Here is a 19064-nt window from a genome sequence, read left to right on the forward strand (position 1 = left end):
TTATTGGCGCAAATGGCTGCGGCGATGGTAACGGATGGGCTGGCGACTGCAAACGGCCTTGCGCGTTTTAGCCAAAGTTTTGAATTTATTGAGCTTTGTAGGGGCAAGCCGCTTCCACCGGCTCTAGTGCAAATCCGCTTCCGGCACGGTCAGGCGTCGCGGCAGGGTGTCGGCGTTCCAGTGCCGGGCCGCATGGGCCAGCACCTCGGCGGGCCGGGAATGTTCCATGGCAGGGTCAGTGGGCTGGCCCAGGGCGCGCAGGGCACGCAGGATCAACGGGGTCGCTTGCTCGGCAGGCAAGGGCGCGGAACGGTAGCTTTTGCCCAGCTTGTGCCCATCGGGCTGGGTGATCAGCGGCACGTGCAGGTAGCGAGGTTGCGACAGGCCCAGCAGCTCCTGCAGGTAGAGCTGGCGTGGCGTGTTGTCCAGCAGGTCGGCGCCGCGCACGATATCGGTCACCCCTTGCCAGGCATCATCCAGCACGACGGCCAGTTGATAGGCGTAGAGTCCGTCGCGGCGGCGAATGACAAAGTCGCCCACTTCACGGCCCAGGTGTTGTTCGAAAGTGCCCTGTACGCGGTCTTCGAACCGGTAGGTAAGTTCCGGTACGCGCAGGCGAATGGCGGCATCCTGCTGGGCATGGCCGAGGTTGCGGCACAGGCCTGGGTAGATGCCGTGGTAGCCCTCAAGCTGCTTGCGCGAGCAGGTGCACGCGTAGGCTAGTCCCTGCCGGAACAGGCGCTCGACCACTTCGGCATAGGCGTCGTGGCGCCGGCTTTGATAGACCACCTCACCATCCCACTCCAGTCCGTAGCTTTCCAGGGTGTGCAGGATGGCGGCCTGGGCGCCGGGGGCTTCGCGTGGTGGGTCGATGTCTTCCATGCGCAGCAGCCACTGCCCGCCGGCGGCGCGCGCATCGAGCCAGGAGGCCAAGGCCGCGACCAGCGAGCCGAAATGCAGGAATCCACTTGGGGTTGGGGCGAAGCGCCCGATGTAGCGAGGGTTGTTCATGCTCATGGCGAGGGTACGAGACAATCGGTACAGCTATAAATGAAGCGGGGCGCCTTGAGCGCCCCGTTCTGGTCGGATCAGGCCTTGCCGACCTGCTTTTCCTTGATTTCCGCCAAGGTCTTGCAGTCGTAGCAGAGGTCGGCAGTCGGACGGGCTTCCAGGCGGCGGATACCGATCTCCACACCGCAGCTTTCGCACCAGCCGTACTCTTCGTCCTCGATCAGTTGCAGAGTCTTGTCGATTTTCTTGATCAGCTTGCGTTCGCGATCGCGATTACGCAGCTCAAGGGCAAACTCTTCTTCCTGGCTGGCGCGATCGGCCGGGTCCGGGAAGTTGGCTGCCTCGTCTTTCATGTGGTCCACAGTCGCGTCCACACCTTCCATCAGCTCTTTCTTCCACTTCTGAAGGAGCGTGGTGAAATGTTTGCGCATGGGGGCACCCATGTACTCCTCACCCTTGGTTTCTTTGTAGGGTTCGAAGCCGCGAACGAGTTGACTGCTTTGTTGCTTTTCTTGGGTGGACATGAATAGACCGCCTCTCACTCTTCTAATCCATTGCGCAGGCTGCTCCATCTCCGGCGCCCGCCGGCCCTGCGACTGCGAGCCGCCGAACTTACCAGATCGAATCGGGGCGCGCTACTCCCGGTTGTCTTCGTGGTTGACAGCAGGTTTAGCCACACGTTCGCTCCGGCACATGGGTAGAATCAATATTCTAGACCCATTTGAGAGAAGGCTGATGGCCCAGTCCTACAGTGCGCGCAGCCGCGCCATAGAACCCTTCCACGTCATGGCCCTGCTGGCGCGCGCCAATGAGCTGCAAGCCAGCGGCCGTGATGTGATTCACCTGGAAATCGGCGAGCCGGACTTCACCACCGCCGCCCCCATCGTCGAGGCCGGTCAGGCCGCGCTGGCTGCCGGGCACACACGCTATACCGCCGCGCGCGGCTTGCCGGCCTTGCGAGAAGCCATTGCGGGCTTCTACCACCAGCGCTACGCACTGGACATCGACCCCCAGCGCATCCTCATCACCCCCGGTGGCTCCGGCGCCTTGCTGCTGGCCAGCAGTCTGCTGGTGGACCCAGGCAAGCACTGGTTGCTGGCAGACCCGGGCTACCCCTGCAACCGGCACTTTTTGCGCCTGGTCGAAGGCGGCGCGCAGTTGGTGCCGGTGGGACCTGAGGTCAACTATCAACTGACAGCCGATCTGGTCGAGCGCTACTGGGACAACGACACCGTCGGTGCCCTGGTGGCATCTCCGGCCAACCCGACCGGTACCGTGCTGGACCGCTCCGAGCTGGCAGGCCTGTCTGCGGCCACCCGTGCCCATGGTGGGCACTTGGTTGTCGACGAGATTTACCACGGGCTTACCTACGGGCTGGACGCTGCCAGCGTGCTGGAAGTCGATGACCACGCCTTCGTCCTTAATAGTTTTTCCAAGTATTTCGGCATGACCGGCTGGCGCCTTGGCTGGCTGGTGGCGCCTCCCGAGGCGGTGGGCGATCTTGAGAAGCTCGCACAGAATCTCTATATCAGTGCCCCGAGCATGGCTCAGCATGCGGCGCTGGCATGCTTCGAACCACAGACCCTGGCCATTCTCGAAGAGCGCCGCGCCGAGTTCGCGCTTCGCCGCGACCTCCTGCTGCCAGCCTTGCGCGAGCTGGGCTTCGGCATTGCCGTGGAGCCGCAAGGGGCGTTCTACCTGTACGCCGACATCAGCGCCTTTGGCGGTGATGCCTTTGCGTTTTGCCAGCATTTCCTTGAAACCGAACATGTCGCGTTCACCCCGGGTCTGGATTTCGGTCGCCACCTCGCGGGGCATCACGTGCGCTTTGCCTATACCCAGAGCTTGCCGCGACTGCAGGAAGCAGTAGAGCGGATTGCCCGTGGCTTGCGGAGCTGGCAAGGCTGATGCGTTTTACTCCAACCCTCGAAAGCGCTCGCCTGCTACGCCGCTACAAACGCTTCCTGGCCGACATCGAACTGCCTTGCGGCGAGCAGATCACAATCCATTGCCCCAATACGGGCTCGATGTTCAATTGCATGGTCGAAGGCGGGCAGGTGTGGTTCAGCCGCTCCAGTGATCCCAAGCGCAAGCTGCCGGGCACCTGGGAAATCAGTGAGACTCCCCAGGGGCGGCTGGCCTGTGTGAATACCGGACGCGCCAACGCCCTGGTCGAAGAAGCGTTGCTCGCCGGACGCATCAGTGAGCTGGCCGGGTTTACCGGGCTCAAGCGCGAAGTTGCCTACGGCGAGGAGCGTAGCCGGGTGGATTTTCGCCTGGACTATGCCCAGGGGCCGGCCTATGTCGAGGTCAAGAGCGTGACCCTGGGGTACGCCGACTCGGCCGTAGCTGCCTTCCCGGACGCGGTGACCCAGCGCGGCGCCAAGCACCTGCGTGAACTGGCGGCGTTGGCGCGTCAAGGCGTGAGGGCGGTGCAACTGTACTGTGTGAATCTCAGCGGCATCGAGGCGGTACGCCCTGCCGGGGAAATCGATGCGGCCTATGCCACAGCCTTGCGCGCTGCGGTGGCGGATGGCGTCGAGGTGCTGGCGTATGGCACCCACATCGACGGCGAGCAGATCTACATCGACCGGCCACTGCCCGTATTGCTCAGCTGATCAGCCATATGCCCTGGCTGTCTTCCCGGCACGCCAGGGCAGTCAGGTGGTCGCCGGCACAGGGCCCGGCCACACATTCACCCGACTCGATCAGAAACAGCGCGCCATGCCGGCAGCACGTGATCAGGCTGGCGCTGCTGTCGAGGAATTGGTCCGGCTCCCAGTTCAACGGGATGCCGCGATGGGGGCAGCGATTCTGGTACAGGTACACCGTGCCTGCGCGGCGAACGGCGAACAGAGCGGTATCGTCGAGGACAAAGCCACGGCTTTGGCCTTCGCCCAGTTCGTTGGGTAAACAAAGAAAGTGCATGGCGAGGGGAGTTACCTGGGTCACGGTGTTCGCTTGACGTTCAAATGCAAACAATTATCAAATTGTTCGAATACGCCGCGTCGGACGCTTTATAACCCGTGGCGCCCTGTGTTATCCACTCGGATACCGCCCCTTTCCCCAGGAAGTCCGTTATGCGCCGAAGTGCCAGCCTGATCAGCCTGTGTATGGGTCTTGTGTTCACAAGCTTCGCCTATGCCGAAACCTTGCCGCAGCGCTGGGTCAGCGCCGGCGGGGCACTGAGCGAATGGGTGACGGCGCTGGGCGGTGAAAAGCGCCTGGTCGGGGTCGATACCACGAGTCAGCATCCCGAGTCGCTCAAGGCCTTGCCCAGTATCGGCTATCAGCGTCAGTTATCGGCCGAAGGGGTTCTGAGCCTCCGCCCTGATGTACTGGTCGGAACCGAAGAAATGGGCCCGCCGCCGGTGCTGGCACAGATTCGTGGGGCGGGGGTCAAGGTCGAGCTGTTTTCCAGCAAGGCCGATCTGCAGGCGGTGGAATCCAATCTCAAGCACCTGGGGCGGTTGCTCGGTAACGAAGCGCAGGCCGAGCAGGCCTACGTCGAGTACCGCCAGCAACTCGATGACCTGCAAGATAAGCTCAAGCAGGTTCAGGCCCGGCAGCCGGCCCCAGGGGTGATCCTGCTGGTCGGCCATGCTGGCGCCAAGCCAATGATTGCAGGCAAGGGCACCGCCGGTGACTGGCTGCTCAAGCAGGCTGGCGCGCGTAACCTGGCCGACAACGACGGCTACAAGAACTTCTCGGTCGAGGCCTTGGCTGCGTTGAACCCGGACGTGCTGGTGTTTGCCGATCGCAGTCTCAGTGGCGAACAGGCCATGCAGGCACTGCTCAAGGAGAACCCAGCCTTGAAGGCCTCGAAGGCTGCTCGAGCAGGACGACTGGTAGAGCTTGACCCAACCTTGCTGGTGGGCGGCCTGGGGCCGCGCCTGCCGAGCACCTTGCAGCATCTCTCGCTAGCCTTTTACCCCACAGCCCAATGAATCAGCTGATCAAACCTAGGACGCTGTTCGTCGCCCTGGCGCTGCTGTGCCTGCTGGCGGTGGGGTTGTCCCTGGCGCTGGGGCCGGTGAGCTTGCCGTTGTTCGATACGCTGCGCGCGGGCCTGCGACTGCTGGGCATGCCGATTGGCGGGGACGGCCTTGATCAGGCCGAGCTCATCCTCGGCCAGATTCGCCTGCCGCGCACCTTGCTCGGCCTGACGGTCGGGGCGGTGCTGGCGTTGTCCGGGGTGGCCATGCAAGGTCTGTTTCGTAATCCGCTGGCCGACCCTGGCCTGGTGGGGGTATCCAGTGGCGCGGCGCTCGGTGCGGCGGTGGCGATTGTCGGCAGTAGCTGGCTGGGCGGTATCCCCGAAGCCTTTTCACCCTACTTGTTGTCGATCTTTGCCTTTCTCGGTGGCCTGGGTGTGACAGCCCTGGTCTATCGCCTGGGACGGCGCCATGGTCAGACCAGCGTCGCTACCATGCTGCTGGCCGGCATCGCCTTGACGGCGCTGGCCAGCTCCGTGGTGGGCCTGTTCACCTACCTGGCCGACGACGCCACCCTGCGCACACTAACTTTCTGGAACCTGGGCAGTCTCAACGGTGCCAGCTATGAGCGGCTGTGGCCGCTGGTGATGGTCGCCGTCGGTATTGTTTTGTGGCTTCCGCGTCGGGCCCAGGCCCTGAATGCCTTGTTGCTGGGCGAATCTGAGGCGAGGCACCTGGGCATTGAGGTCGAGGCCCTCAAGCGCGAACTGGTGTTCTGTACCGCGCTGGGTGTCGGGGCAGCGGTGGCGGCTGCCGGCCTGATCGGCTTCATCGGGCTGGTGGTGCCGCATTTGGTGCGCCTGTTGTCTGGCCCCGATCATCGGGTGCTGCTGCCGGCCTCGCTGTTGGCGGGGGCGGCACTGCTGCTGTTTGCCGACTTGATAGCGCGACTGGCGCTGGCGCCTGCCGAGTTGCCGATCGGTATCGTCACCGCTTTTATCGGCGCACCGTTTTTCCTCTACCTGTTGCTGCGGGGGCGTACCTGATGCTCAGTGTCGAGAACCTGTTCCTGCAACGAGGTCGCAATCAGGTGCTCAGTGATATCAGCCTGGCGGTGCAGCCCTTTCAGGTGCTGGGTGTGCTTGGCCCCAATGGTGCCGGTAAAAGCAGCCTGCTCGGGGCACTGTGCGGCGAATTGAGCGCCAGTCAGGGGCGCGTGACCCTGGATGGCAGGGACCTGTCGTACTGGCCTGGCCAGGAGCGTGCCCAGCGTCTTGCGGTGTTGCCGCAGATATCCAGCCTTGGGTTCGCGTTCAAGGTCGAGGACGTGGTCGGCATGGGGCGCCTGCCGCACCGTACGGGCCTGCTCCATGACCAGCAGATTGTCGACGCTGCGCTGCAGGCCGCCGATGCCCGGCACCTGGTCGGGCGCAACTATCTGGCATTGTCGGGAGGTGAGCGCCAACGGGTTCACCTGGCGCGGGTGCTGGCGCAGCTGTGGCCGGGAGAGGAGGGGAGGACGCTGCTGCTCGACGAGCCGACGTCAATGCTCGATCCCTTGCACCAGCACACCACCTTGCAGGCCGTGCGTGCATTCGCAGATCGTGGCGCGGCGGTGCTGGTCATATTGCATGACCTTAACCTGGCGGCACGTTACTGCGACCGGATCCTGTTGCTCGAACAGGGTCGCATGCACGCCCTGGACACCCCCGACCAGGCGTTGCAGCCTGAGTCGCTCAAGTCGGTGTTCGGTATTGATGTGCTGGTGCAGCGGCATCCGGAGCGGGGGCATCCGCTGATCATCGCCCGCTGAGCGAACAAAACGCAGGCAAAAAAAGACCCGGCAAAACTGCCGGGTCAATAACCGTGATTAGCCTGATGAGGAGATAATCTGAGAGTCCGAACCAGGGGCTTTCAGGTTACCCAACCAGTCTCGCGACCAGTTGTGATAATCATAACGATTCTCATTTCGATGTCAATCGTTGTACCCGTCTATTTTCAATTATTTTTTCTCGGGGTCTTGGCATCCAGTTGTTGGTTGAGCGCTTCCTTGCGTTCAGGGGGAATGTCGTTCCAGTGCATGTCGAGCAGGGCACCTTCGATTGCGTAGAGCAGCACCTTCGAGGCCCGGAAGCCGCGGGTGCGTACGGCCTGGTAGGCATTCACCGCGCCAAGCCGACGAAGATCCGAAGCACTGTGGATACCGACCGCATGCAGCCACTGCGCAGAAGTCTTGCCAAGATTTTTCAGATGCTGGAGTTCATCGTTCATCAAGCCTCCTTGCGACGGCTGAACGGTCTTGAGAGGGAATCGCTGGCAGGTCAATGAGCAGTGTAGCGGCACTTCCAGAATACGCGGCGTTTTGCCATCGGGTGCCGACGGGTAGCCACAAACGCCCCGCCAGGCCACGCCCGGCGGGGCGTTCAGGGTTACGAGCGAGTGCGATAGCGCAGCCGTGTGCCGAAATTGACCGACATGAGAATCTCGTCGGCGCTCAGTTCGCTGGGGAAGTAGGTGCCGGAAATTTGCGCATGAGCCAGGCTCGCACCTTCCAGGCCGTTATGGCGAAGGTCCAGCCCGCGCAGGTCGGCGGCGCGAAAATAGGCATCGCTGAAGTCGATGCCAGTGGTGTCCAGTTCGCGCAGGTCCAGCCCCCGAAAGTCACCGCCACGAAAGTCGATGCTGGCGTCCTTGGGCTTCTCGCGGTTGAAGTGGGCGATCTGTTCGTCATGCACCAGCGCATACAGCGCGCTGTCCAATTGCCGTGGCTGATTCATGAAGGCGCCTCCCTGTGGAACTCGATGATGACACTATAGTGCCATCATCGTGGAGGCGTTCGGGTTCAAGCGTGAAGTGTCGACTGCTTCACGCTTGGGGAGGGTCAGAGCCCTGGCAGGCGCTGGCGGATCTGCTTGACCAGCAGGTCGAGGCTGCCGCTTTCGTTGGTTTCCACCCGCTTGCTCTGCAGTACTTCTTCGGCGCTGAGCGGATCGCGGCTGATTTGCTGAGCCTTGATCACCTCCAGGGTGGCATCCGATGGGTCGTTCTTGTCAGTCTGGCGCTGGGCCAGCCAGCTGGCAATGACCGCCTCCGGAGCATTGCAGTCCAGGATCAGGAACGGCACGCCGGTCTCGCTGGCGACACCGGCGGCAGCCTGACGCTGGGCCTGCTTGAGGTAGGTGGCGTCGATGACAACCGGGAACCCGGCGCGCAGGATGGTTTCGGCCAGTTGGTGCAGGCGCTGGTAGGTGGCCTGGTTGGCGTCTTCACTGTAGATGCCTGTCTGCAGTTGACCTGCGCTGGCGCTGGCCTGCTCACCGAACATGCGCTTGCGCTCTACATCCGAACGCAGGCGGATAGCCCCCAGGGCGTCGACCAGGCGCATGGCCACGTGGCTCTTGCCCACGGCAGAAACGCCATGGGTGATCGCCAGGAAACGCGATGGAATGGCGCTGTAGCTTTCAGCCAGGTTGGCATAGTTGCGGTAGGTGCGCAGGGTGGTGGCGCGCTGCACCGCATCGGCGTTGGCCGGCATGCTGAACAGGGCAACCTTGGCCCGTACCAGCGCCCGGTAAGCCTTGTAGAAGTTCAGCAGTTCGAGGCCGGCATAGTCGCCGGTGAGTTCCAGGTACTGGCTGATGAAGCGGCGCGATAGCGACTTCAGGCCCCGGTCTTCCAGGTCCATGGCCAGGAAGGCGGTGTCGGCATAGACATCGGTCAGGCGGAACGGCTCGTTGAACTCGATGCAGTCGAAGATCACCACCTTGCCGTCGATCAGGGTGGCATTGCCCAGGTGGATGTCGCCGTGGCACTCACGAATGAAGCCTTCGGCCTTGCGCGTTTCGAGCAAGCTGTGCAGGCGCTTGAAACTATCCTGGGCCCAGGCTTGCAATGCGTCGAGCTGTTGCAGGTCGGCCTTGTCGGAAAGGAACGGGCGGATCTGCTCGAAGTTCTGCTCCACCGGCGCCATGACGCTGTCAGGAGTACCCAATGGGTGCTCGACAGCCACTTTTGGCGCCTGCAGGTGAAATTCGGCAATCTGCCGGGCCATCTGGTCGATGTGCTCGGCAGTCAGTTCGCCGTTTGCCTGCAGGGTGCTGAGCATCTGGTCCTGTGGGAACTGGCGCATCTTGATTGCGTACTCGATAGGCTCGCCATCGCCGGCCAGCTGTGGCGCTTCGGCGCTACCGGTAATCGGCAGCACTTCCAGGTACAGGCCCTCGGTCAGGCGTTGGTTCAGGCGCAGTTCCTCGGCGCAGAAGTGCTTGCGTGCGGACAGTTCGGTGAAGTCCAGGAAACCGAAATTCATCGGCTTCTTGATCTTGTAGGCATAGTCGCCCGTCAGGAGCACCCAGGAAATGTGAGTTTCGATCACCTGGAATTGCTTGACCGGATGGGGAAACAGGGCGGGGTTTTGCAACGCGGTGATCAAGGCTTGGCTCACGGGCGATCCTTAGGGGTCGTGGAGATTCGAATCGGCCATTATGGCGGCAAGCGAGGCTGGTGCAAACCGCCGGAGGGCGCCTGTCGACGATCAATAAAGTGCGTATAATCCGCCGCCATGACTCGTACCCGATCCCCCCGTACCCCGAAAAAACGCCCGTCTGGCCGCTCTAGCGCCTGGCTGGGCTGGGCCATCAAGCTCAGTCTGGTTGGCCTTGTGGTGCTGGCCGGCTTCGCCATTTACCTCGATGCTGTGGTCCAGGAGAAATTCTCTGGCAAGCGCTGGACCATCCCGGCCAAGGTATATGCCCGGCCGTTGGAGCTGTTCGTCGGGCAGAAGCTCAGCAAGAGCGATTTTCTCATTGAACTCGATGCCCTGGGTTATCGCCGCGAGAGCGTCGCCAACGGCCCGGGTGCCGCTGCCGTCAGCGGCAATACCGTTGACCTGAACACCCGCGGCTTCCAATTCTATGAGGGCATGGAGCAGGCGCAGGCAGTGCGCGTGCGTTTCTCCGGCGACTATGTGGCGGGCCTGAGCGGCGCCAACGGTTCCAAACTTGATGTGGTACGACTGGAGCCGTTGCTGATTGGTGGCCTGTACCCCAAGAACCTGGAGGACCGGATCCTGATCAAGCTCGACCAGGTGCCGCCGTACCTTCTCGAAACCCTGGTCGCCGTCGAAGACCGCGACTTCTACAGTCACTTCGGCGTCTCCCCCAAGTCGATTGCCCGGGCTGTCTGGGTCAACACTTCGTCGGGTGCCATGCGCCAGGGCGGTAGTACCCTGACCCAGCAGTTGGTCAAGAACTTCTACCTGACCAATGAACGCAGCCTCAGTCGCAAGCTCACCGAAGCGATGATGGCCTTGCTGCTGGAACTGCACTACGACAAGCGCGAAATTCTCGAGGCGTACCTCAACGAGGTATTCGTCGGCCAGGATGGCCAGCGCGCGGTGCACGGTTTCGGCCTGGCCAGCCAGTTCTTCTTCAGTCAGCCGCTGTCTGAACTGAAACTGCATCAGGTGGCGTTGCTGGTGGGCATGGTCAAGGGGCCGTCCTACTACAACCCGCGTCGTTATCCGGAGCGCGCCACCGTGCGACGCAACCTGGTGCTCGACTTGCTGGCCGAGCAGGGCGTCGCGACACCAGAGGCGGTCGCCGCCGCGAAGAAGATGCCGCTGGGCGTGACCAAGCGCGGCAGCCTGGCCGACAGTTCTTTCCCGGGGTTTCTTGACCTTGTGAAGCGTCAGCTGCGCCAGGACTACCGTGACGAAGACTTGACCGAAGAAGGCCTGCGTATCTTCACCAGTTTCGACCCGATCCTGCAGATGAAGTCCGAAGCGGCGATGTCCGAGACCTTCAAGCGTCTCGCCGGACGCAAAGGTGCCGATGAAGTCGAAGCCGCAATGGTGGTGACCAACCCGGAAACCGGTGAGGTGCAGGCACTGATCGGCAGTCGCCAGGCAGGCTTTGCCGGATTCAACCGTGCCATTGATGCCGTGCGGCCGATCGGTTCGTTGGTCAAGCCGGCGGTCTACCTGACCGCCCTGGAAAAGCCGAGCAAATACACCCTGACCACCTGGGTCCAGGACGAGCCATTTGCAGTCAAGGGCGGCGACGGCCAGGTCTGGCGGCCACAGAACTATGATCGCCGCTCCCACGGCACCATTTATCTGTATCAAGGCCTGGCGAACTCCTACAACCTTTCGACGGCCAAGCTGGGCCTGGAACTGGGCGTGCCGAATGTGCTCAAAACTATTGGGCGTCTGGGTGTGAGCGTCGACTGGCCCGCATTCCCGTCGATGCTGCTCGGTGCCGGTGGCATGTCGCCGATGCAGGTGGCGACCATGTACCAGACCCTGGCCAATGGCGGCTTCAATACGCCGATGCGCGGCATCCGCAGTGTGTTGACTGCCGAAGGCGAGCCGCTCAAGCGATACCCGTTCCAGATCCAGCAGACCTTCGATCCGGGGGCTATCTATCTGGTGCAGAACGCCATGCAGCGGGTGATGCGCGAAGGCACTGGGCGTTCGGTCTACAGCGTGCTGCCAAGCTCCCTGACCCTGGCGGGCAAGACCGGTACCAGTAACGATTCTCGCGACAGCTGGTTCGCAGGGTTCAGCCAGGACTTGCTGGCGGTGGTCTGGCTGGGCCGCGACGATAACGGCAAGACGCCGTTCACCGGCGCCACCGGTGCCCTGCAGGTATGGACCAGTTTCATGCGCAAGGCCGACCCGCTACCGCTGGACATGCCATTGCCAGACAACGTGGTTCAGGCGTGGGTCGATCCACACACCGGGCAAGGTTCCGATGCCAGTTGCCCGGGCGCAGTACAGATGCCGTATATTCGCGGCAGTGAGCCCCCTGCCGGCGCCGCCTGTGGTGGCACGCAGGATCCCGCCGAGTCCGTGATGGACTGGGTCAAGGGCTGGATGAACTAAGCAGGCAAAGAGGGTGTGAAGTGAACAAGTGGTGGATTCCTGCCTTGACGGCACTGGCTTTGCTCAACGGTTGCGCCAGCGTACAGCGTGGCTCAATTCCTGTGGTCGATTCGAGCACTCGCGTCTCCAACAGTGATCGTGTATCAGCCTCACGGGGTGCCCAGGTCAATGCGGGCACCCGCCAGGCCCAGGCTGTCCCTCAGGACTCCGGTGTCACCGTGATGGTCCCGCAAGGAGCGGGCGCAGCACCGATCCAGACGTTCCCGGCCTCGACGGCGGCTGCACCGATCTCGACCGGTCCGATTACGCCGGGCCCGGTGAGTTCGGCGCCTTACACCAGTGGTTCGGCGAACGCGGGCAGTTACACCCTGCCAAGCACGGCGCCCAGCGCTCCGAGCGGAATTCCGCGTAGCGGGGCAACCAGTGGTGGCCTGTCGGCTGACGAGCAACTCGATGGCCCCGTGCTGGCGCTGTTGACTACCGCCCAGCAACAGCAGGGCAGTGGCGACTACAACGGTGCCTCGTCAAGCCTTGAGCGTGCCCAGCGCATTGCCCCTCGCGAGCCGCAGGTGCTCTATCGCCTGGCTCAGGTCCGCCTGGCCCAAGGGGATGCAGCCCAGTCGGAGCAACTGGCTCGACGCGCGCTGACCTATGCCAACGGCCGTCCAGACCTGCAGGCGGGGCTGTGGAACATCATTGCCCAGGCACGCGATAAGCAGGGCGACTCGGCAGGCGCGGCGCTGGCGCGGCAGAAAGCTCAGGTCAACCTGTAATGGATCCGCGCATTCTGGATATCGCAGATCACCTGCTGCTCATCGAGCACGAGCTACATGCCCAGGGCTGGTGGAGTGACGTTGCCCCCACCGCCCAGGCGTTGGCGAGCACGGTGCCGTTTGCCGTCGACAGCATGAGCTTCGATCAGTGGTTGCAATGGATCTTCCTGCCGAGAATGAAAGAGATTCTCGAAAAGGGCCTGCCGCTGCCAAACGCTTCTGGCATCCTGGTCATGGCTGAAACGGTATACGTAGACCGCCCGGAGGAAAGTCGCGAGCTGCGCAGGCTACTAGCAGAATTTGACCAATTGATTAGTCCATCTGCCTGAATTTCCCTCTTTTACCCCTTGGAGCCACAGATTGTGGCTCTTTTTCTTTGTAATGTTTGTTTTTCTGCTGCAGCTATTGGCATTAATGGTGGCTGTTGATCGTCCTTTGGAAAAATTGGCAATAATTTTTCTTGACTTGCGCGCGCCGAATCACAAGAATCCAGATTCCGCTGTAGAGGGACTGCCAGAAGCAGACCCGCTAAGCAGATCATGAGGCGCACACCCGCGCCGACCTGTTACACCCCGCAACGCGTTACCTCGCGCTGGGTGGGAAAACCCCGCAACACTTTGGGGCGCTCCCAATACTTGCTCAGTCAGTGCTGACGTAGTCGGCGATTCCGTCGCTCATGCTCTGCTTGGCAGTAAACCTATTAAGACCCGTCCACCGTGGGCGGTATTCTGGCGTTTTAGAGGTGAACAACGTGGAGCTTTTATCTGGCGCTGAGATGGTCGTCCGCTTTTTGCGTGACGAAGGCGTTAAGCACATCTACGGGTACCCTGGTGGTGCTCTCCTGCATGTTTACGATGCCCTGTTCAAAGAACCGGAAGTCAATCACATCCTGGTTCGTCACGAGCAGGCCGCTACCCATATGGCGGACGGTTATGCCCGTGCCACCGGCAAGGCCGGTGTGGTACTGGTGACCTCGGGTCCTGGTGCGACCAATGCCATCACCGGCATTGCCACCGCGTACATGGACTCCATTCCGATGGTGATTCTCTCTGGCCAGGTGCCCAGCACCATGGTCGGTACCGATGCCTTCCAGGAAACCGACATGATCGGTATCTCCCGGCCGATCGTGAAGCACAGCTTCATGATCAAGCATGCATCGGAAATCCCGGAAGTCCTGAAAAAAGCGTTCTACCTGGCTCAATCCGGCCGTCCAGGCCCGGTTGTCGTCGACATCCCGAAAGACATGACCAACCCGGCGGAAAAGTTCGAATACGTCTACCCCAAAAAGGTCAAGATGCGTTCCTACAGCCCGGCTGTTCGTGGTCATTCGGGGCAGATCCGCAAGGCTGCCGAAATGCTCCTGGCCGCCAAGCGCCCAGTGGTTTATGCCGGTGGCGGCGTGATTCTCGGCGGCGGCTCCGAAGCCCTGACCGAGATCGCCCAGATGCTCAACCTGCCGGTCACCAACACTCTGATGGGGTTGGGGGGCTATCCGGGTACCGATCGCCAGTTCCTCGGCATGCTCGGCATGCACGGCAGCTATACCGCCAACCTGGCCATGCATCATGCCGACGTGATTTTTGCTGTCGGTGCGCGTTTTGACGATCGCGTGGTCAACGGTCCGGCAAAGTTCTGCCCGAACGCCAAAGTTATCCACATCGACATCGACCCGGCGTCGATCTCCAAGACCATCAAGGCCGACGTACCGATTGTCGGTCCGGTCGACAGCGTCTTGACCGAAATGGTCGCGACCTTGCGCGAAATCGGCGAGCAGCCTGAAAAGGCGGCCATCGATGCGTGGTGGAAACAGATCGAAGAGTGGCGTGGTGATCGCGACATGTTCCCTTACAACAAGGGCGATGGCAGCGTAATCAAGCCGCAGACGGTGATCGAAACCCTGTGCGAAGTGACCAAAGGCGATGCTTTCGTCACCTCCGACGTGGGCCAGCACCAGATGTTCGCGGCGCAGTACTACCGCTTCAACAAACCCAATCGCTGGATCAACTCCGGCGGCCTGGGCACCATGGGCTTCGGTTTCCCGGCGGCCATGGGCATCAAGCTGAACTTCCCGGACCAGGACGTTGCCTGTGTTACCGGCGAGGGCAGCATCCAGATGAACATCCAGGAACTGTCGACCTGCCTGCAGTACGACCTGCCGGTTAAGATCGTCAACCTGAACAACGGTGTATTGGGTATGGTCCGCCAATGGCAGGACATGTCCTACAACAGCCGTCACTCGCACTCCTATATGGAGTCGCTGCCTGACTTCGTCAAATTGGCTGAAGCCTATGGCCACGTGGGCATTCGCATCACCAGTCTGAAGGACCTCAAGCCCAAGCTCGAGGAGGCGTTCGCCATGAAGGACCGCCTGGTGTTCATCGACATCCAGGTCGACAACAGCGAACACGTCTACCCGATGCAGATCAAAGACGGTTCCATGCGCGACATGTGGCTGAGCAAGACGGAGCGTACCTAATCATGCGGCACATTATTTCCCTGCTGTTGGAAAACGAACCCGGTGCCTTGTCTCGCGTGGTGGGTCTGTTCTCGCAGCGTAACTACAACATCGAAAGCCTGACCGTAGCGCCGACCGAAGACCCGACCCTGTCGCGTCTGACGTTGACCACGGTCGGTCATGATGAGGTGATCGAGCAGATCACCAAAAACCTGAACAAGCTGGTTGAAGTCGTGAAGCTTGTCGACCTCTCGGAAAGCGCGCATATCGAACGTGAGTTGATGCTGGTAAAGGTCAAGGCCACGGGCGCACAGCGTGCCGAGATCAAGCGCACCACGGATATCTACCGTGGGCAGATCGTCGATGTCAGCAGCAGCGTCTACACCGTCCAGCTGACTGGCGCCAGCGACAAGCTTGACAGCTTCATTCAGGCAATCGGTACCGCGTCCATTCTCGAAACAGTGCGCAGTGGCGTCACCGGCATTGCCCGTGGCGACAAAGTGCTCAGCATCTAACTCAAAAAATTAGCGATGGCCCTATCGGGCCGAGATAACAGGGGTATGTTCATGAAAGTTTTCTACGATAAAGACTGCGACCTTTCGATCATCCAGGGCAAGAAAGTTGCCATCATCGGTTATGGTTCCCAGGGTCACGCCCAAGCGTGCAACCTGAAGGACTCCGGTGTGGATGTCACTGTCGGTCTTCGTAAAGGTTCGGCCACCGTTGCCAAGGCAGAGGCCCACGGCCTGAAAGTTGCCGACGTGGCAACTGCTGTTGCGGGTGCCGACCTGGTCATGATCCTGACCCCGGACGAGTTCCAGTCCCAGCTGTACAAGACCGAAGTCGAGCCGAACATCAAGAAGGGCGCTACCCTGGCCTTCTCCCACGGCTTCGCCATCCACTACAACCAGGTTGTGCCACGCGCTGACCTGGACGTGATCATGATCGCGCCAAAAGCGCCAGGTCACACCGTACGCTCCGAGTTCGTCAAAGGCGGTGGTATCCCTGACCTGATCGCTATCTACCAGGACGCTTCGGGCAACGCCAAGAACGTCGCCCTGTCCTACGCTGCAGGCGTTGGTGGCGGCCGTACCGGTATCATCGAAACCACCTTCAAGGACGAGACCGAAACCGACTTGTTCGGTGAGCAGGCTGTTCTGTGCGGCGGTACCGTCGAACTGGTCAAGGCCGGTTTCGAAACCCTGGTTGAAGCCGGCTACGCGCCAGAAATGGCTTACTTCGAGTGCTTGCACGAACTGAAGCTGATCGTTGACCTCATGTACGAAGGCGGTATCGCCAACATGAACTACTCGATCTCCAACAACGCCGAGTACGGCGAGTACGTGACCGGCCCGGAAGTCATCAACGCCGAATCCCGTCAGGCCATGCGCAATGCACTCAAGCGCATCCAGGACGGCGAATACGCCAAGATGTTCATCAGCGAAGGTGCTACCGGCTACCCTTCGATGACCGCCAAGCGTCGTAACAACGCCGCTCACGGCATCGAAGTCATCGGCGAGCAACTGCGCTCGATGATGCCTTGGATCGCAGCCAACAAGATCGTTGACAAGGCCAAGAACTGATTCTGGCTTGATGCGATGAAAACGCGGCTTCGGCCGCGTTTTTTCGTTTAGGCGGTCAGCATCTGGTATAAAGCTTCATCGTCTGCCGGTGAACCCTCGTCGCAGACCTCTGTCGAAACTTTCCACACCGTTGCAAGGTAATGTCAATGAGCGAACGTCCCGAAGAGCCGAACAAGGCCTCTGACGCCGAAAGCCTGCTACCGATCGATGAGCATGTTGAAGAAGGGCATGACGCCGAAGGACGCAAGGTTCGGCATCGCGGCATCTATCTGCTGCCCAATCTCTTCACCACTGCGAACCTGTTCGCCGGTTTCTATTCCATCATCAACTCCATGAGCGCCCAGGCAGCCCTGAGTGCCGGTGATCCGCGCGAAGCGAGCAAATACTTCGCCTTTGCTGCCATCGCGATTTTCGTGGCCATGGTCCTCGACGGCCTCGATGGCCGCGTGGCTCGCATGACCAACACCCAAAGTGCTTTCGGCGCCGAGTATGACTCGCTGTCGGACATGGTTGCCTTTGGTGTGGCTCCTGCACTGCTGGCCTTCGGTTGGGCGCTCGGTGACATGGGCAAGGTCGGCTGGATGGTCGCCTTTATCTATGTCGCTGGTGCTGCACTGCGTCTGGCGCGCTTCAATACCCAGGTCGGTACTGCCGACAAGCGTTACTTCATCGGTCTTGCCAGCCCGGCGGCCGCAGGTGTGGTGGCCGGTACGGTCTGGGCTTTCAGCGACTACGGTATCCAGGGCTCGAAACTCTCGTTCCTGGTTGCCTTGCTGGTGGCCGCGGCGGGCATGCTGATGGTCAGCAACATCAAGTACAACAGCTTCAAGGAGCTGGATCTCAAGGGGCGCGTACCGTTCGTAGCGATCCTCGCGGTGGTACTGGTGTTCGCGGTAGTCTTCAGTGATCCACCGCGCATTCTGCTGCTGGTGTTCCTTGGTTACGCGGCATCCGGCCCCGTGCAGTACCTGCTGCGCATTCGCCGCCGGAAAAACGTCGAGTGATGTAATTTCGCTCGGGCTCCGTAGTCAACTGGTGCATCAGTCCTCCAGTTCTACGGAGCCACCATGCTTATCAAGCTGTCCAAAGCTTCCGACTGCAAAGCGTCGGACGTCACTCCTGAATCCCTCTATCTTTCGCGCCGAGCATTGCTCGGTGGTTCTGTCGCTACGCTGGCGGCTTCGGCATTGCCTCGCTGGGTCGATGCCGCTGAAATGTCACGTTATGCAGATGTCGAGGCTGGAGCGGCGCCAGCCTGGTTCAGTGACAAGCTGGCTTCCACTCGCTGGCAGGCGGTGACCGCGCCGGGGGAAGCGATCACACCTTATAAAGACGCTACCCACTACAACAACTTCTATGAGTTCGGTGCCGACAAGGGCGACCCGGCGGAAAATGCCGGCAGTCTCAAGACGCAACCCTGGACCGTCGTGGTCGATGGAGAGGTGGGCAAGCCAGGGCGCTATGCGCTGGAAGACTTCATCCATCCCTATCAGCTGGAGGAGCGAATCTATCGGCTGCGCTGCGTCGAGGCCTGGTCGATGGTCATTCCCTGGCTGGGCTTCCCTTTGTCTGCAGTGCTCAAACAGGTGGAGCCGACTTCCAAGGCTAAATTCATTCGTTTCGAAACCCTGCAGGACCCTTCGAGCATGCCGGGGCAGCGCTCCACCTTTGCCTTGATCGACTGGCCGTATGTAGAGGGGCTGCGCCTGGACGAAGCGATGAACCCGTTGGCGATATTGGCAGTGGGCATGTATGGGCGCGAGCTGCCCAATCAGAACGGTGCGCCGCTACGGTTGGTGGTGCCGTGGAAGTATGGGTTCAAGAGCATCAAGTCCATTGTGCGCATCAGTCTGGTGGCGGAGCAGCCGCGTACCACCTGGCAAGCCATAGCGCCTGAAGAGTACGGCTTCTATGCCAACGTCAATCCCGAAGTCGATCATCCTCGTTGGACGCAGGCGCGTGAGCGGCGGCTGCCCAGTGGCCTGTTCAGTCCGAACGTGCGTACTACCCAGATGTTCAACGGTTACGCCGAGGAAGTGGCGGGGCTGTATAGCGGCCTTGATCTGCGGAAGAACTACTGATGCGCTATCCACTGTTTCGCCTGGGTATCTTCATCCTGGCCTGCATCTGGCCGCTTTGGTGGCTGTATGAGGCAGCAATGAATGCGCTGGGTCCTGACCCCGGCAAGCTCCTGGTCGATCGGCTGGGGCTGGGTGCGCTGATCTTCCTGCTCATAACCTTGTCCATGACGCCGCTGCAGCGACTGACCGGTTGGGCGGGGTGGATAGTTTCGCGTCGGCAGCTGGGGTTGTGGTGCTTTGCTTATATAGTGATGCACATCAGCGCCTACATGGTGTTCGTTCTCGGGCTGGACTGGGGACAATTGGGCGTGGAGCTGAGCAAGCGGCCCTATATCATTGTTGG

General features: G+C 61.1%; 20 protein-coding genes (1 of these 20 running past the window's edge). 14 read left to right on the forward strand and 6 right to left on the reverse strand.

Going from position 1 to position 19064, the window contains the following annotated elements:
* Positions 1–123: 123 nt before the first annotated feature.
* Entirely contained in the window at positions 124–1011 is an 888-nt protein-coding gene (gene gluQRS / locus NPS58_RS07690; protein WP_274115377.1) for a tRNA glutamyl-Q(34) synthetase GluQRS, read from the reverse strand.
* A 77-nt stretch (positions 1012–1088) separates the two neighbouring features.
* A complete protein-coding gene (dksA, locus tag NPS58_RS07695) occupies positions 1089–1535 on the reverse strand; it encodes an RNA polymerase-binding protein DksA (RefSeq protein WP_274114831.1) in 447 nt (148 codons plus the stop codon).
* Positions 1536–1746: 211 nt separating this feature from the next.
* Here dksA and NPS58_RS07700 point away from each other — a divergent pair, with 211 nt between their 5' ends.
* Both NPS58_RS07700 and sfsA read left to right on the forward strand, forming a co-directional pair.
* On the forward strand, positions 1747–2919 hold the full coding sequence (locus NPS58_RS07700) for a pyridoxal phosphate-dependent aminotransferase (RefSeq protein ID WP_274114833.1): 1173 nt from the start codon (positions 1747–1749) through the stop codon (positions 2917–2919).
* Positions 2919–3629: a DNA/RNA nuclease SfsA gene (sfsA, locus tag NPS58_RS07705; RefSeq protein WP_274114835.1), complete on the forward strand. Its 711-nt coding sequence runs from the start codon at positions 2919–2921 to the stop codon at positions 3627–3629. The genes NPS58_RS07700 and sfsA overlap by 1 nt, the downstream gene beginning before the upstream one ends.
* Here the strand turns inward: sfsA and NPS58_RS07710 are convergent.
* Complete coding sequence (locus NPS58_RS07710) at positions 3622–3939, reverse strand: Rieske (2Fe-2S) protein (protein WP_274115378.1); 318 nt, start codon at positions 3937–3939, stop codon at positions 3622–3624. The two genes, sfsA and NPS58_RS07710, sit on opposite strands and share 8 nt — an antisense overlap.
* A 152-nt stretch (positions 3940–4091) precedes the next feature.
* Between NPS58_RS07710 and NPS58_RS07715 the strand changes: the two genes are divergently transcribed.
* The 3 genes from NPS58_RS07715 to NPS58_RS07725 are packed head-to-tail and all read left to right on the forward strand — an operon-like array spanning position 4092 to position 6759.
* The gene (locus NPS58_RS07715; protein WP_274114837.1) at positions 4092–4958 is read left to right on the forward strand and encodes a heme/hemin ABC transporter substrate-binding protein; all 867 of its coding nucleotides are present in this window, start codon (positions 4092–4094) and stop codon (positions 4956–4958) included.
* A 50-nt stretch (positions 4959–5008) separates the two neighbouring features.
* On the forward strand, positions 5009–5992 hold the full coding sequence (locus NPS58_RS07720) for a FecCD family ABC transporter permease (RefSeq protein WP_274115379.1): 984 nt from the start codon (positions 5009–5011) through the stop codon (positions 5990–5992).
* Positions 5992–6759, forward strand: coding sequence for a heme ABC transporter ATP-binding protein (locus tag NPS58_RS07725; protein WP_274114839.1), 768 nt, complete (start codon positions 5992–5994; stop codon positions 6757–6759). Before NPS58_RS07720 ends, NPS58_RS07725 begins: the two co-directional genes overlap by 1 nt.
* Positions 6760–6944: 185 nt before the next feature.
* On the opposite strand, the gene NPS58_RS07730 is transcribed toward NPS58_RS07725, so the two are convergent.
* The 3 genes from NPS58_RS07730 to NPS58_RS07740 form a co-directional block, all read right to left on the reverse strand.
* Positions 6945–7217 (reverse strand): TfoX/Sxy family protein, encoded by a 273-nt coding sequence (locus NPS58_RS07730; protein ID WP_028944497.1) that lies wholly within the window; start codon positions 7215–7217, stop codon positions 6945–6947.
* Positions 7218–7375: 158 nt separating this feature from the next.
* Positions 7376–7723, reverse strand: a complete 348-nt coding sequence (locus NPS58_RS07735) for a pentapeptide repeat-containing protein (protein ID WP_274114842.1) — start codon at positions 7721–7723, stop codon at positions 7376–7378.
* Between the two features lie 104 nt (positions 7724–7827).
* A complete protein-coding gene (locus tag NPS58_RS07740; RefSeq protein WP_274114844.1) occupies positions 7828–9390 on the reverse strand; it encodes an AAA family ATPase in 1563 nt (520 codons plus the stop codon).
* 117 nt (positions 9391–9507) lie between these two features.
* Between NPS58_RS07740 and mrcB the strand changes: the two genes are divergently transcribed.
* The 9 genes from mrcB to msrQ all read left to right on the forward strand — a co-directional run.
* The gene (gene mrcB / locus NPS58_RS07745; protein ID WP_274114846.1) at positions 9508–11829 is read left to right on the forward strand and encodes a penicillin-binding protein 1B; all 2322 of its coding nucleotides are present in this window, start codon (positions 9508–9510) and stop codon (positions 11827–11829) included.
* Positions 11830–11849: 20 nt separating this feature from the next.
* Complete coding sequence (locus tag NPS58_RS07750) at positions 11850–12602, forward strand: tetratricopeptide repeat protein (RefSeq protein ID WP_274114848.1); 753 nt, start codon at positions 11850–11852, stop codon at positions 12600–12602.
* Complete coding sequence (locus NPS58_RS07755) at positions 12602–12931, forward strand: YqcC family protein (RefSeq protein WP_274114850.1); 330 nt, start codon at positions 12602–12604, stop codon at positions 12929–12931. The genes NPS58_RS07750 and NPS58_RS07755 overlap by 1 nt, the downstream gene beginning before the upstream one ends.
* A gap of 422 nt (positions 12932–13353) precedes the next feature.
* Complete coding sequence (locus NPS58_RS07760) at positions 13354–15078, forward strand: acetolactate synthase 3 large subunit (protein ID WP_274114852.1); 1725 nt, start codon at positions 13354–13356, stop codon at positions 15076–15078.
* Between the two features lie 2 nt (positions 15079–15080).
* Positions 15081–15572 carry an acetolactate synthase small subunit gene (gene ilvN / locus NPS58_RS07765; RefSeq protein ID WP_028944490.1) on the forward strand — a complete coding sequence of 164 codons (492 nt, stop codon included), beginning with the start codon at positions 15081–15083 and terminating at the stop codon, positions 15570–15572.
* A 51-nt stretch (positions 15573–15623) separates the two neighbouring features.
* Complete coding sequence (gene ilvC / locus NPS58_RS07770; protein ID WP_028944489.1) at positions 15624–16640, forward strand: ketol-acid reductoisomerase; 1017 nt, start codon at positions 15624–15626, stop codon at positions 16638–16640.
* A gap of 146 nt (positions 16641–16786) precedes the next feature.
* On the forward strand, positions 16787–17644 hold the full coding sequence (gene pssA, locus NPS58_RS07775) for a CDP-diacylglycerol--serine O-phosphatidyltransferase (protein WP_274114855.1): 858 nt from the start codon (positions 16787–16789) through the stop codon (positions 17642–17644).
* 63 nt (positions 17645–17707) lie between these two features.
* Entirely contained in the window at positions 17708–18721 is a 1014-nt protein-coding gene (gene msrP, locus NPS58_RS07780) for a protein-methionine-sulfoxide reductase catalytic subunit MsrP (protein WP_274114857.1), read from the forward strand.
* Positions 18721–19064 carry the 5' portion of a protein-methionine-sulfoxide reductase heme-binding subunit MsrQ gene (gene msrQ, locus NPS58_RS07785; RefSeq protein WP_274114859.1) on the forward strand. It continues 277 nt past the right edge of the window, so the window shows 344 of its 621 coding nt (coding positions 1–344); its start codon is at positions 18721–18723; its stop codon lies off the right edge, out of view. The genes msrP and msrQ overlap by 1 nt, the downstream gene beginning before the upstream one ends.

It is taken from the genome of Pseudomonas putida (assembly GCF_028682455.1).
Taxonomy (GTDB): domain Bacteria; phylum Pseudomonadota; class Gammaproteobacteria; order Pseudomonadales; family Pseudomonadaceae; genus Aquipseudomonas; species Aquipseudomonas putida_AA.

Bases quoted from the DNA above. Each gene is read 5' to 3' on its own strand.
- gluQRS (WP_274115377.1), bottom strand. From the start codon at position 1,011: ATGAACAACCCTCGCTACATCGGGCGCTTCGCCCCAACCCCAAGTGGA.
- dksA (WP_274114831.1), bottom strand. From the start codon at position 1,535: ATGTCCACCCAAGAAAAGCAACAAAGCAGTCAACTCGTTCGCGGCTTC.
- NPS58_RS07700 (WP_274114833.1), top strand. From the start codon at position 1,747: ATGGCCCAGTCCTACAGTGCGCGCAGCCGCGCCATAGAACCCTTCCAC.
- sfsA (WP_274114835.1), top strand. From the start codon at position 2,919: ATGCGTTTTACTCCAACCCTCGAAAGCGCTCGCCTGCTACGCCGCTAC.
- NPS58_RS07710 (WP_274115378.1), bottom strand. From the start codon at position 3,939: ATGCACTTTCTTTGTTTACCCAACGAACTGGGCGAAGGCCAAAGCCGT.
- NPS58_RS07715 (WP_274114837.1), top strand. From the start codon at position 4,092: ATGCGCCGAAGTGCCAGCCTGATCAGCCTGTGTATGGGTCTTGTGTTC.
- NPS58_RS07725 (WP_274114839.1), top strand. From the start codon at position 5,992: ATGCTCAGTGTCGAGAACCTGTTCCTGCAACGAGGTCGCAATCAGGTG.
- NPS58_RS07730 (WP_028944497.1), bottom strand. From the start codon at position 7,217: ATGAACGATGAACTCCAGCATCTGAAAAATCTTGGCAAGACTTCTGCG.
- NPS58_RS07735 (WP_274114842.1), bottom strand. From the start codon at position 7,723: ATGAATCAGCCACGGCAATTGGACAGCGCGCTGTATGCGCTGGTGCAT.
- mrcB (WP_274114846.1), top strand. From the start codon at position 9,508: ATGACTCGTACCCGATCCCCCCGTACCCCGAAAAAACGCCCGTCTGGC.
- NPS58_RS07755 (WP_274114850.1), top strand. From the start codon at position 12,602: ATGGATCCGCGCATTCTGGATATCGCAGATCACCTGCTGCTCATCGAG.
- ilvN (WP_028944490.1), top strand. From the start codon at position 15,081: ATGCGGCACATTATTTCCCTGCTGTTGGAAAACGAACCCGGTGCCTTG.
- ilvC (WP_028944489.1), top strand. From the start codon at position 15,624: ATGAAAGTTTTCTACGATAAAGACTGCGACCTTTCGATCATCCAGGGC.
- pssA (WP_274114855.1), top strand. From the start codon at position 16,787: ATGAGCGAACGTCCCGAAGAGCCGAACAAGGCCTCTGACGCCGAAAGC.
- msrP (WP_274114857.1), top strand. From the start codon at position 17,708: ATGCTTATCAAGCTGTCCAAAGCTTCCGACTGCAAAGCGTCGGACGTC.